The sequence below is a fragment of the Pseudomonas sp. SJZ077 genome (genome assembly GCF_007993905.1).
Classification (GTDB): Bacteria; Pseudomonadota; Gammaproteobacteria; order Pseudomonadales; family Pseudomonadaceae; genus Aquipseudomonas; species Aquipseudomonas mandelii.
In genome coordinates this window covers 49962-62538 of sequence record NZ_VIUJ01000008.1, presented here as the reverse complement: position 1 = coordinate 62538, position 12577 = coordinate 49962, and the positions used below count along the sequence as shown (strand labels likewise).

The window sequence follows — 12577 nt, the reverse complement described above, 5'->3', positions numbered from 1 at the left end:
TGAACGAATAAAGCGCAGAGGCCCGGGCGTGAAAAGACTCCCGGGCCACTGGAGGTGATCAGCGGCGATCCAGCCAAACCGTCTGCGCATTGCAAAACTCGCGCACGCCGAAGTGCGACAGCTCGCGGCCAAAACCGCTTTTCTTCACGCCGCCGAAGGTGACGCGCGGGTCGCTTGCGCAATAGCCATTGATGAACACGCCACCGGTTTCCAGTTCGCCGGCCATCTGCTGGGCACGTTCGACGTTGCCGGTGTAGATCGTCGCGGCGAGTCCGAATTCGCTGTCATTGGCCAGTTCCAGCGCATGGGTGGCATCGCGTGCGGTGATGATCGAGGCGACCGGGCCGAACAGTTCCTGCTTGAACGAAGTCATTTGGTCGGTGACATCCTTGAAGACCGTAGGCTCGTAGAAGTTGCCCGGGCCTTCAGCTTTTTTGCCGCCCAGCAACAATGTCGCGCCTTCTTCCAGGGTGTCGCGCACCTGTTGATCCAGTTCATCACGCAGATCGAAGCGAGCCATCGGGCCAATGTAAGTGTCGGCGGCCAGTGGATCGCCGACCACCAGTTTGCCCGTGGCTTCGACGAACTTGCGCGTGAATTCCTCGACGATGCCTTGTTCGACGATCAAGCGTTTGGCTGCCGCGCAGACTTGCCCGGTGTTCTGATAACGGCCAATCACCGCGGCTTTGACGGCTTCGTCGAGATCGGCATCGTCGAGCACGATGAAAGGATCAGAACCGCCCAGTTCCAGTACGCATTTCTTCAACGCTGCACCGGCCTGCGCACCGATGGCCATGCCGGCGCGCACGCTGCCGGTGAGGGTCACCGCTGCGATGCGAGGATCAGCGATCGCCGTGGAGACGCCCTCTGGCGTGACGTTGATGACCTCGAACACACCTTCAGGGAAGTCGGCTTGCTTGAAGGCTTCCTGCAGCAGGTAAGCGCTGCCCATCACGTTTGGCGCATGTTTGAGCACGTAGGTGTTGCCGGCGATCAGCGCGGGTACGGCGCCACGCAGGACCTGCCAGATCGGGAAATTCCACGGCATCACCGCGAGAATCGGGCCGAGCGGACGATATTCGATGCGTGCTTTGCCGCCTTCAACCAGGGTCGGCTCGGCGGTCAGCATGGCCGGGCCGTGTTCGGCGTACCACTCGCAGAGCTGGGCACATTTTTCGATTTCACCGCGGGCCTGGGTAATCGGCTTGCCCATCTCCAGAGTAATCATGTTCGCCATCGCTGCGGCGTTACCGCGTAACGCTTGCGCCAGGGCGATCAAAAGCTGTGAGCGTTGCGCCACCGCTGTGCTGCGCCAGACACGGAATCCGTCAGCGGCTCGGGACAGTGCGGCTTGCAGCGCCGAAGCGGATTCAAATGGGTAGTGGCCGATCTGCTCGCCGGTGGCGGGGTTGATCGAAATGGCGTGGGTGAGACTGGAAACGTTGGTCATGGCACCGTCCTGCTAGGTGGGAATGCGCTCAGGTTACGGTGGCGTTAGTTTTCTGGAAACTGAATAATGCTGAGCATATCGTTCACGTTTGGAGAATGACTGTGGATCTGGTTCAGCTGGAAATTTTCAAAGCAGTGGCCGAGCACGGCAGCATCAGCGTGGCTGCCCAACACATCCATCGAGTGCCGTCGAACCTGACGACACGGATCAAGCAACTGGAGCAGGACTTGGGCGTGGACCTGTTTATCCGCGAGAAAAGCCGTCTGCGCCTGTCGCCCGCCGGCTGGAGTTTTCTCGATTACGCCCGGCGCATTCTCGACTTGGTGCAGGAAGCCCGGGCGACGGTGGCCGGTGAAGAACCCCAAGGCACCTTTGCGCTAGGGTCGCTGGAAAGCACGGCGGCGGTGCGCATCCCCGAGCTGTTGGCCGCGTATAACCAGAAGCACGCCAAGGTCGAGCTGGATCTGTCCACCGGACCGTCCGGGACCATGATCGACGGTGTGCTGTCGGGCCGACTGGCCGCTGCTTTTGTCGACGGCCCGGTGCTGCACCCGGCACTGGAAGGCGTGCCGGCATTCGAGGAAGAAATGGTGCTGATCGCGCCGCTCAACCATGCCCCGATCCACCGCGCGCGGGAGGTCAACGGCGAAAACATCTATGCGTTTCGCTCCAATTGCTCCTACCGCCACCACTTCGAAAGCTGGTTCGCCAAGGACTCGGCAGTGCCCGGGAAAATCTTCGAAATGGAGTCCTATCACGGCATGCTGGCCTGCGTCAGCGCCGGAGCCGGCCTGGCGCTGATGCCGCGCAGCATGCTCGAAAGCATGCCGGGCTGCACCACGGTGAGTGTCTGGCCGTTGTCGCCAGCCTTCCGGTTTTTGCGCACCTGGCTGGTGTGGCGCAGAGGGACGGTGTCGCAAAGCCTGACCATGTTTGTGCGCTTGCTGGAAGAACGCGGCGTGGTGCAGCAAGACGCCTGAATCCTTTAAACGCAAACCCTGCGGGAGCAAGCTCGCTCCCACAAGGGTATTGAGACTGACGTCGGTCGGCGTGCTGTTTAGCCTGCCCTGCGAGGCCAATACCTGATGCCACGGTGCCTGGACGCCGCTGCCGGAACCCAGGGTGTACCGCGTCATGCGCGCTTGGGCAGTTTCCAGTTCGGCCGAATGAAATGGCAGGTGTAACCGGTCGGCAGCCGTTCGAGGTAGTCCTGATGCTCCGGCTCTGCCTCCCAGAACGGGCCGGCGGGGGCGATTTCGGTGACCGCCTTGCCGGGCCAGAGACCGGATGCATTCACATCGGCCACAGTGTCCTCGGCCACTGCCTTCTGTTCTTCATTCAGATAAAAAATCGCCGAACGGTAGCTGAGACCGATGTCGTTACCCTGACGATTGGCGGTCGACGGATCGTGAATCTGGAAGAAAAACTCAAGGATCTGGCGGTAGCTGGTAATGGCCGGGTCAAACTCGATCTCGATTGCTTCGGCATGGGTGCCGTGGTTGCGATACGTTGCATTGGGCACGTCGCCGCCGGAGTAGCCGACTCGAGTCGACAGCACGCCTTTCTGTTTCCTTATCAGATCCTGCATGCCCCAGAAGCAGCCGCCGGCCAGGATTGCGGTTTCAGTGTGCGTGGTCATCGCTTGCTCCTCAGTGTTCATTGATGTGATCAGGTTGTTGCGCAGGCGCTCGATGGAGGTCTGCAGTGGCGTGAACTCATTCTGCATCAGACAGGTCGCGTCCGAGAACTTCGTTGCTGCCTTCCGGCGGGTCGACGTGCAGGGTAACGTCGAACCCGCCGCGCGGTGCATCACGCCGTGAGGACTTTCAAGTCCACGTCGATGTTGCCACGAGTCGCCTTCGAGTACGGGCAGATCTGGTCGGCGGTGTGTGCCAGGGTCTTTGCAACGTCGTCCGCCAGGCCGGGCACGCGCAGGGTCAATCGAGCTTGAAGGAAGTAATCCGCACCGGTCTGGCCGACGTCGACTTCGATGTCGACAGACATGTCCGCCGGCAGCACAACGTTCAGGTCATTGGCCACCAGCCCGACAGCGGCGGTGTAGCAGGCCGACCATGCGCCGGCGAACAATTGCTCGGCGGCCGGGTGCGGCTGGGTGGCGGCGAACACGTGCGCAGGCTGGGTGCTGCCGGGCGACGAGAGGGCGATGTCGAGGCTGCCGTTGTGGCCGCGCGAGGTGTTACCGGTGCTGCTGGCGGTGGTGTGGGTTTTGCCGGTGGCCAGTACTTTTTCGATCTTGCTCATGGACGATTACCTGAATGTTTTAATGAGTTTGTTTTCGTGTGCGCTTTAGTCGCATGCGATATGTATGAGGTTTCTTGAAAGCCAAATGATGTCAAAGCGTCGCTGTGTATCAGGCCGTGACTACGTTCAGGGCCACGTCAATGTTGCCGCGTGTTGCTTTGGAGTACGGGCAGATCTGGTCTGCGGCGTGGGCGATTTCTGTCGCGACGGCCTGATCCAGACCTGGAGCGCGCAGCGTCAGGCGTGCCTGGAGGAAGTAAGCGTCGCCGGTCTGGCCAAGGTCGACTTCGATATCGACGGACACATCGGAGGGAAGCTCGACGTTGCGCTGTTTGGCAGCCAGACCGATGGCGGCGATGTAGCAGGCCGACCAGGCACCGGCAAACAGTTGCTCGGCTTTCGGGTGTGGCTGGGTGCCTTTGAATTCATGAACGGGTTTGTCGCTGCCAGGTGACGAAAGCACGATGTCGAGGCTGCCGTTATGGCCGCGCGAAGTGGTACCGGTGCTGCTCATGGTGGTGTGGGTTTTGCCGGAGGCCAGGACTTTTTCGATCTTGCTCATGGGATGAATCCTCAAAGGTGTACTAGGTTTGTTTGTATGGCGTATACGTTTGTATCGTATGCGATGTAAATAATATTCGCGCAGTCGCCAATTTAAGTCAATAGGGGAAAGGCCTGCTTGGCGACGAACGGTTGGATTGAGGGGGGTGGCATTGGCTGCCGGTCCTGCACACAACGAAAAAGCCCGCACAAGGCGGGCTTCGAAATAGAGTAGGTGGCCAGCGCTGGTCTCTGGCTTACAAGGTTTATCAGGCTTCTGACAGAACAGTTTTGTGCTGTCCTGCTTCACACGGCATAAGGGCTGGATCTCAACTCGGAGAATCTTTCTAACCGTGTACCCTTAGGAGCGCGCCCCACGCTTCCTCGCTATCCTCTTGCGCATCAGTCTGCGTCTTCACCTACAGGTTTAGAATAGCAAAGGCTACGAAACGCAAACCGGACTTTTTAGACCGATTTCGTCCTTGATCAACGGCGGCAGGATGGATAAATGCTATGGGGAAAAACTCGGTACAGCCTGCCGGGATGGCAGGCCGCATTATGGGCCCGGTTTAAACCAGATTAAGCGTGACGTCGATGTTGCCACGGGTCGCTTTGGAGTACGGGCAGGTTTGATGGGCGGCATCGACTAACGCCCGTGCGACAACAGGATCGAGACCAGGAAGGCTGACATTGAGGCGTGCCTGGAGGAAAAAGGCGTTGTCGGTCTTGCCCAGATCCACTTCGGCATCAACGGCGACGCCGCTCGGCAAGGTCACCTTCAGCGCGGCAGCCGCTTTACCGATCGCGCCGATGAAACAGGCCGACCAGCCTGCAGCCAATAGCTGTTCGGGATTGGTCCCAGCCCCTGAAGAGCCTGGCGGGGAAAGCTTGATGTCCAGACGTCCATCCGAACTCTTCGATTCGCCGTCGCGGCCGCCAGTGGTGTGGGTCTTTCCGGTATACAGCACGGTGTCGATTTCATTGATCATGACGGGTTCCTGCTAAAGGGTTGGGGGCCTCACCGTTTATGTCGCCGCGTTACGGACGAACGGGAGAAGCCCCCACTTTTCCACCTTTATGTAGTGCCTATGTGTCCTGATCCGCTGGTTGTGTATCGCTGTGTAAGATCGTCAGCGAACATACACGCCGATACAAACCCGTTACGCCTGCCAGTTTTTTCGGTGAGCCGGTGCGCCCAATGGCGAACTGGTTGCACCGCCGTCGACAACAATCTCCGCACCGACGACATTCGAAGAGTCGCTGGAGGCGAGGAACAAGGCGACGGTGGCCACTTCTTCCGCTTCGCCAATGCGACCGAGCGGGATCGTGGTGTTCAGTTTTTCCTCCAGCGCATCCATTCCCACTTTCACCGTGTGGGGGTTCCAGACCGGTGTGCGTGCAGCTCCGGGGGTAATCTGGTTGACGCGAATGCCGCGCGGCGCAAATTCTGCGGCCATCACCCGTGTCATGGAACGAACGGCGCCCTTGCTTGCTGCGTAGGCGCTGTACCCCGGCCATCCCATCACAGCGTGCACCGACCCGTTCAAAATGATCGAAGCACCCGGATTGAGGTGCGGCTCGGCTGCCTGCACGGTGAAAAACGTGCCGGTGAGGTTGGTCTGGATAATGGTCTGGAAGGTTTCTAGCGAAGTGCCGCCAACCGGGGTCTGTCCGGCGATACCGGCATTGGCGAACACGATGTCCAGCTTGCCGAATGCTGCGACGGCTTCTGATACGGCGCGCTCGATCTCTTTCACGTCGGTCAGGTCCGCCTGGATCGCCAGCAGGTTTGGCCCCAACGCCTCCCGGGCTTCATCCAGGGTTTTTTGACTGCGACCGGTGATCGCCACTTTTGCGCCTTCAGCGATAAACAGTCTGGCGGTGGCCAGGCCCAGGCCGCTGTTGCCGCCGGTGATAAATGCAATTTTTCCAGCCAGTTTCATTGGGAATCTCCTACGGTTTTATCATGCAACCATTGAGGGCGAAATCACTGTGCGTCTGGCACAGGGAATCACTCGAAATCGGGTTGTCGGTTTCATTATGAAACCAATGAAAGTGATTTTTACCAGCATGGGTTGTATTATGCAACCACCTGCCATCTGACCAAATTATCGTCAGCGTTGGCACCCTTTTGGTGGAGGTTCGTTTACGTGAAGCGCAAAAGCTTGCAGGGCAGTCCGTGTCCGGTCGCTCGATCCCTGGACCTCATTGGCGATTGGTGGTCCTTGCTGATCATTCGTGATGCGCTCTCAGGCACAAAACGCTTCAGCGATTTTCAGAAAAGCCTGAATGTCGCGAAAAACATTCTGAGCACCCGCCTCAAAGGCCTGGTGGCAGAAGGTGTGATGCGCATGGAGCCAGCGGCTGATGGAAGCATCTACAAGGAGTACGTGCTGACTGAAAAGGGCAGGGCCTTGCAAACCGTCCTGATTGCCTTGTCTCAGTGGGGCAACGAGTTTTTGTACGAACCCGGCGAAGCGGGATCCGTCATGGTCGACGCACAGGATCGTCAGCCAATCCAGAAATTGCAGTTGGTTTCAATGGACGGGCGACAGCTCAAGCCAGAAGACATCGTGACCAGATTCGGCGTTGCGCACTGACGCGCATCTGCGGTTGTATCCGAACGTATCCCCGGCGCCGGTAGTTACCTGGGCATACAAAACCATGCTGTTCTCGACACTTGCGCGATACACCGCGACCTCGTAATGAAGCCACCGCAACCGCGGCATTCATTGGAGAATTGCGATGTCCCGTATCAACTCCCGTCACACCGCAGGCCTGCTCGGCATCGCCCTGGCTGCCGCCGTATCACTCAACGCTTTCGCGGCTGAAGAAGCCAAAGCGCCGGCGCAAGCCACTCCGGCAAAAAGCTGGCAGACAGGCCTGCACCGCACGGACCTGGTGCGCCAGGACCTCGATATTTCCAAGGGTGAGGTGATTCAGGTGCGTGTCGATTTCGACCCGGGCGTCACTTCCCCCAAGCATTCTCATCCTGGGGTGGAGGTCGCTTACGTCATCTCGGGCACGTTTGAGTATCAACTCGAAGGGCGGGCGCCCGTCACGCTCAAGGCCGGTGACTCCTTGTACATCCCCGCAGGCACTGCGCATGTCGCGAAGAACGTCGGTGACGGCAAAGCTTCGGAGCTGGCGACGTACCTGGTGAAAAAAGACACGCCGCTGTTGATCCTGGAAAAATAAGCGATAGCCGCCCGATGCACTGCATCGGGCGTCTTCGTTAAAGCGTATTCAGATCCCGACTGTTTCCCCCGGCCAACCCGCCTGACGCAAGGCCTTGAGCAGTGTTTTCGCGTCCAGTCCAGGCACGGTGTGGCCGTTACCTTCCGTCGTTTCAGCCGCCAGCACGGCGTTGATGATCGCTTCCTCCACCGCTTCAGTCGCGGCCAAAAACAACTCACTGATGTGGTCGTTGTTGACCATGCTCAGGTTGTTGCAGGTGGGAGCACCTTTGCCTTCATAAGCGGCCGGTGGCACGTGTTGGTTGCCGGTGGCAAAGGCGATGAAAATGTCGCCGCTGTGGTCTTCGTTGCCGCCGCCTGTGCGGGCAAGCCCGAGGCTGGCGCGCTGTGCGAGGCGCGTGCATTGATGCGGCAGCAGCGGCGCATCGGTGGCCAGGCAAACGACGATCGAGCCCATGCCCGGATAAGGCAGCGATGCCCTGAGGAACGGTGAGTCAGCCTGTTCCATATAGCGACCGACCGGGTAACCGTCGACGCGCAGTTCATTGCGAATGCCATGGTTGGCCTGGACGATCGCACCGACGGTCCAGCCTCCTTGCGCCTTGCTCAATTGGCGCGAAGACGTGCCGATGCCCCCCTTGAATTCGTGACAGATCATCCCGCTGCCACCGCCCACCGCGCCTTCCGTCACCGGTCCGCCGACGGCATTGCGCTGGGCCTCGGCCACATGTTCAGGCTTCACATGAAAACCGTTGATGTCGCTGAGCAGGCCGTCGAAGGTCTCCAGCACCACCGGCATGTTCCAGTAAAGTCGTCCGTCATCGGGCTGAGCCTGACGATCCAGGGCAATCAGCGCATCACGCACCACGCCCAGGCTGTGGGTGTTGGTGAAGGCGATCGGGCTGGTCAGCAAGCCGGCTTCACGAATCCACTCAAGACCCGTGGCGTCACCGTTGCCGTTGAGCACATGGACGCCGGCAAAACACGGTTGCTGATTGGTGGACCCGGCATGCGGTTCGATCAGGGTCACGCCGGTGCAGATGTCGCGGCCATTGGCGGTCCGTCCGCGGACATCGCTGTGGCCGACGCGCACGCCGGGCACATCGGTGATGGCATTGAGGGGGCCGGGTTGCAGTTGGCCGAACTGGATGTTCAAGTCGCGGGCACGTGGTTTCATCGGTTCTCTCATCTTCAATTTATTCAAAAAATGCGTGGCTGATGCGATCCCTGTAGCAGCCTGAATTACTGCCCGTTCTTCACCTTGCTCCAGATCCGTGTGCGCACCCGCTCGATGGCCGGCGGCAACGGTTGAAGGGTGAATAACGTCGCCAGTGCTTCGGCCGACGGATAAACAGCGGGGTTGTTGCGGGTCGATTCAGCCACCAGCGGTGTCGCGCTGCGGTTGCCGTTGGGGTAGGACAGGTGATCGCTGACCGGGGCGATGACTTCGGGGCGCATGAGGTAGTCGATGAAGGCCAGGCCTTGCTCTGGATGCGGTGCGTCCTTGAGCAACACCAGCGTGTCGAACCAGACCGGCGCACCTTCCTTCGGCAGGCTATAAGCGATCTTCACGCCATTCTTGGCCTGCTCGGCGTTGGTCTTGGCTTCGAGCATCGCGCCGGACCAGCCCACCGCCACACAAATGTTGCCGTTGGCCAGGTCGCTGATGAACTTCGACGAGTTGAAGTAGGCGATGTGCGGACGCAGCTTGAGCAGCAGTGCTTCGGCCTTTTTGTAGTCCTCGGGGCTAGTGCTGTTCGGCGGCAAGCCCAGGTAGTGCAGGGCGACCGGCAACATCTCCGACGGCGAGTCGAGCATCGCCACCCCGCACTGGCCGAGTTTGGCCAGGTTCTCTTCGTTGAACACCAGGTCCCAGGAATCCACCGGCGCCTTGTCACCCAGTGCGGCACGGACCTTGTCGATGTTGTAGCCGATGCCGTTGGTGCCCCACAGGTACGGCACGGCGTACTGGTTGCCCGGATCGTTGTTGGCCAGTTTCGCCAGCAGCTCGGTGTCCATGTTCTTGAAATCCGGCATCTGTGCGCGAGGCAGTGGTGCCAGGGCGCCGGCCTTGATCAGGGTCGGCAGGCTGAAGTTACTCGCCACCACCACGTCGTACCCGCTGCGGCTGGTGAGCAGTTTGCCTTCCAGCACTTCGGCACTGTCGAAGGTGTCGTAAACCGGCTCGATTCCGGTGTCGCGCTTGAAGTCGTGCAGGGTGGTGGGGCCGATGTAGTCATACCAGTTGTAGACATGAACCGTGGGTGCCTCGGCAGCGACCGCCGACAGCGAAACGCACATACAGGCGCTCAGTCCAAGATTGATCTGTTGACGGCGACGACTCATGATGCGGCACTCCTGGCCTGCTGCAGGCCGGTGATGAACAGGTGCTTGCAGCGTATCGGCAGGCGGGGTACACACCCATTCCCATCATGGGTTACTCGAAAGGGGTAGTGCATGGACGCGTTGTTGAAAGAGTTGCCGGTGCACCAAGGGCTGGCGCGGGTATTTGACGCGTTGGGTCAGGACGGTTTCTGGCGCGCGCTGGTCGACACGCTGCGGCTGCTGGTGCCGCTGGACAACGCACTGGTGGCGGTGATGCGGGAGGGGCGAGTGCCCCGTTTGCTGATCGACTTCGACTCCAAGGGGGGCGCCAACGAATACGAAGAACTGGCGGACTACAGCGCCGGCATGTACCTGCTCGATCCGTTTTACCAAGCGGCTTGCGCGGGCATTGCCGATGGCCTGCACAGTCTCGACTCGGTGGCTCCCGACCAGTTTCAGCAGAGCGAGTATTACCTGAGCTACTTCCGCTCGGTGGTCGGCGGTGACGAGTTGCAGTTCATGGTCAACATCGACGGCGCCGTGCTCGGCTTATCGCTGGGTCGCTCGACGCGGTTCACGCTTGAAGAGCAAGGGCGGTTGCTGTGCGTGCGCGATTGGGTGCTGTCCGCCATGCGCCGGCACCAGCAATTGATGCCGCCGCAAGGTACGACTGCCGAGGCCGTGGCCGGCGATCTGGCCACCTTGCTGGATCGCTTCGATGCGCGATTGTCAGTACGCGAAGTCGAAACGGCTCGACTGATTCTCCAAGGCTTCTCCAGCAAAGCCATTGCCCAGCAAATGGGCATCTCGCCGGAGACGGTGAAAGTGCATCGACGCAACCTCTATCACAAACTCAATGTGAACGGTCACGGCGAGCTGTTTGCGCTGGTGTTGCAGCCGCGTTGACCCAAGCAGTAGCCTCACACCAGCCCCCCTGTGGGAGCGAGCCTGCTCGCGATAGCGATTTATTATTCAACACAGATATCGACTGACCCACCGCCATCGCGAGCAAGTCGAATCGTCGCACCGTCGCTCCCACAGTCAGCAGCACTCAGTCCTTCAGTGTAAACACCAACGCCTTCAACCCGCATTCAACATCAGCATCCGGAAACTCCGGCGGATTCTCCAGCCGCCGCTCGAACCGCAAGCCCGGCGCTTCACGCATCACGCCATCGATCAGGAAGTCTGCCCCGAACGCCGGATCGTTCATGCACGCCAGCACCATCCCTTCGGGGCTGAGTAACTCCGGCAGCCGACGCAGCACGCGCTGGTAATCCTTGGTCAGCAGGAAACTGCCTTTCTGAAAGGACGGTGGATCGATGATGACTAGGTCGTAAGGGCCCTTGCCGATCACCTTGCCCCAGGACTTGAACAAGTCGTGGCCGAGAAAACTCACCTTGCTCATGTCATGGCCATTGAGCCGATGGTTGTCGCGACCACGGTTCAGCGCCGGGCTCGACATGTCCAGGTTGACCACGTGTTCGGCGCCTCCCTCGATGGCGGCGACCGAAAAGCCGCAGGTGTAGGCGAACAGATTCAACACGCGCTTGCCTGCGGCATTGGCCCGCACCCAGTCGCGGCCGTAGCGCATGTCGAGGAACAACCCGGTGTTCTGCTTGCGGCCCAGGTCCACCCGATAACGCAGGCCACCCTCGGTGATGATCAATTCCTCGATCGCTTCCCCAAGCAGCCATTCGGTGGTGCTTTGCAGCAGGTAGCGGTGTTGCAGCAACAGGGTGTGCGCCCCTGATTGTTGCCACTGCGCCGATTCAGTGACCGTCATCAGCAACCGCTTCAATGCTTCCAGCTGCGCCGCTTCAGGCTCCTTGAACAGCGACACCAGCACCACCCTTTGCAGCCAGTCGACGGTCAATTGCTCCAGCCCGGGCCAGCACCGGCCCCGGCCATGGAACAGCCGGCGGGTTTCCGCGGGAGCATCGGCCAGGGCGGTCAGCAAATGGTCGTGAAGGGTGGAGAGAGCGTCAGCGTTCATCGGGCAGGGGCCAGCAATGGGTGGGGGCGGCATTTTAAACACAATTGCGCCGCAGTTCTGCCGGGTATTACCAAACCTCATGCCCTCATGACTTTTAATGGTTACGGCCGCTCAACCTGCCAGTGTTAAAAAATCGCAAACACAGCTCATCAACAACAAAAAGAGCGTTTGCCCCCATGACTCATCCTCATTGTCACGTCCTGCGCTCTTCAATTCCCGCCTGTTGTCACGCGGCCGCGACGGTCGGCGTGCATCTGTGCTCAACCTCTATCTCTGAAGAGTAAATAACCCCATGAAAGAACTCGATCTGTACATCGGTGAAGGTTTCGAAGGTCCGGGCGTCAACGCCGCGCACATCAACATTCTGATCGGTCCGCGCAACGGGCCGGCGGGGCAGGCGTTTGCCAACAGCCTAGCGTCGCCAAGCCAGGGACATTGCCCCTTCATGGTCATCGCGCAGCCCAATATTCCGGTCAAACCGATGACCCTCTACGTCAACAAAGCCGCGATCAACAGCGACTTGCACGGTAACGCCACATGGGGTGCATCGCAGGCCGGGATTGCCAAGGCCGTATTGGAAGCACTGCTCGACGGCACCTTGCCACCGGAGGCCGAAAACGAGTGGGCGATCGTCACCGCGAACTGGGTCAACCCGGCCTGTGATGACCTGGATGCGGTCTACCTGAACAACTATAACGCCTGCCGCACGGCGATCCGTGCCGCGCTGACCGGCAAGCCGGAAACCGCGCAACTGGCGGACGTGGTCAATCACATCAGCAACCCTTTCTACACGCCAAAAGCCTGAGGTCC

At 59.9% G+C, this 12577-nt stretch carries 14 protein-coding genes; 5 read left to right on the top strand and 9 right to left on the bottom strand.

Annotation, left to right across the window (positions count from 1 at the left end; translation table 11 throughout):
- Positions 1–58: 58 nt before the first annotated feature.
- Entirely contained in the window at positions 59–1450 is a 1392-nt protein-coding gene (locus FBY01_RS14115; RefSeq protein WP_083376468.1) for an aldehyde dehydrogenase family protein, read from the bottom strand.
- Between the two features lie 101 nt (positions 1451–1551).
- Between FBY01_RS14115 and FBY01_RS14110 the strand changes: the two genes are divergently transcribed.
- Positions 1552–2430 (top strand): LysR family transcriptional regulator, encoded by an 879-nt coding sequence (locus FBY01_RS14110; protein WP_010455340.1) that lies wholly within the window; start codon positions 1552–1554, stop codon positions 2428–2430.
- Between the two features lie 152 nt (positions 2431–2582).
- Here the strand turns inward: FBY01_RS14110 and msrA are convergent, their stop codons facing one another.
- The 5 genes from msrA to FBY01_RS14085 all read right to left on the bottom strand — a co-directional run bounded on the left by msrA (position 2583) and on the right by FBY01_RS14085 (position 6195).
- Complete coding sequence (gene msrA / locus FBY01_RS14105) at positions 2583–3089, bottom strand: peptide-methionine (S)-S-oxide reductase MsrA (protein WP_010455339.1); 507 nt, start codon at positions 3087–3089, stop codon at positions 2583–2585.
- Between the two features lie 170 nt (positions 3090–3259).
- Entirely contained in the window at positions 3260–3712 is a 453-nt protein-coding gene (locus FBY01_RS14100) for an Ohr family peroxiredoxin (protein WP_010455338.1), read from the bottom strand.
- A gap of 109 nt (positions 3713–3821) precedes the next feature.
- The gene (locus FBY01_RS14095; protein ID WP_010455337.1) at positions 3822–4274 is read right to left on the bottom strand and encodes an Ohr family peroxiredoxin; all 453 of its coding nucleotides are present in this window, start codon (positions 4272–4274) and stop codon (positions 3822–3824) included.
- 547 nt (positions 4275–4821) lie between these two features.
- Positions 4822–5241 carry an organic hydroperoxide resistance protein gene (locus FBY01_RS14090; protein WP_010455335.1) on the bottom strand — a complete coding sequence of 140 codons (420 nt, stop codon included), beginning with the start codon at positions 5239–5241 and terminating at the stop codon, positions 4822–4824.
- 171 nt (positions 5242–5412) lie between these two features.
- A complete protein-coding gene (locus FBY01_RS14085; protein WP_145308343.1) occupies positions 5413–6195 on the bottom strand; it encodes an SDR family NAD(P)-dependent oxidoreductase in 783 nt (260 codons plus the stop codon).
- Positions 6196–6402: 207 nt separating this feature from the next.
- Between FBY01_RS14085 and FBY01_RS14080 the strand changes: the two genes are divergently transcribed.
- Both FBY01_RS14080 and FBY01_RS14075 read left to right on the top strand, forming a co-directional pair.
- Positions 6403–6852, top strand: a complete 450-nt coding sequence (locus FBY01_RS14080) for a helix-turn-helix domain-containing protein (RefSeq protein WP_010455332.1) — start codon at positions 6403–6405, stop codon at positions 6850–6852.
- 145 nt (positions 6853–6997) lie between these two features.
- Entirely contained in the window at positions 6998–7450 is a 453-nt protein-coding gene (locus FBY01_RS14075) for a cupin domain-containing protein (RefSeq protein ID WP_010455330.1), read from the top strand.
- A 48-nt stretch (positions 7451–7498) separates the two neighbouring features.
- Here FBY01_RS14075 and FBY01_RS14070 read toward each other — a convergent pair whose 3' ends face one another.
- Both FBY01_RS14070 and FBY01_RS14065 read right to left on the bottom strand, forming a co-directional pair.
- Positions 7499–8626 (bottom strand): P1 family peptidase, encoded by a 1128-nt coding sequence (locus tag FBY01_RS14070; RefSeq protein ID WP_145308345.1) that lies wholly within the window; start codon positions 8624–8626, stop codon positions 7499–7501.
- A gap of 65 nt (positions 8627–8691) precedes the next feature.
- Positions 8692–9795 (bottom strand): extracellular solute-binding protein, encoded by a 1104-nt coding sequence (locus FBY01_RS14065; protein ID WP_145308347.1) that lies wholly within the window; start codon positions 9793–9795, stop codon positions 8692–8694.
- 111 nt (positions 9796–9906) lie between these two features.
- On the opposite strand from FBY01_RS14065, the gene FBY01_RS14060 reads away from it, so the two are divergent.
- A complete protein-coding gene (locus tag FBY01_RS14060; protein WP_145308349.1) occupies positions 9907–10680 on the top strand; it encodes a helix-turn-helix transcriptional regulator in 774 nt (257 codons plus the stop codon).
- 145 nt (positions 10681–10825) lie between these two features.
- Here FBY01_RS14060 and FBY01_RS14050 read toward each other — a convergent pair whose 3' ends face one another.
- Complete coding sequence (locus tag FBY01_RS14050) at positions 10826–11767, bottom strand: class I SAM-dependent methyltransferase (protein WP_145308353.1); 942 nt, start codon at positions 11765–11767, stop codon at positions 10826–10828.
- Positions 11768–12059: 292 nt separating this feature from the next.
- On the opposite strand from FBY01_RS14050, the gene fae reads away from it, so the two are divergent.
- Positions 12060–12572 carry a formaldehyde-activating enzyme gene (fae, locus tag FBY01_RS14045; RefSeq protein WP_010455319.1) on the top strand — a complete coding sequence of 171 codons (513 nt, stop codon included), beginning with the start codon at positions 12060–12062 and terminating at the stop codon, positions 12570–12572.
- The last annotated feature ends 5 nt before the right edge of the window (positions 12573–12577 follow it).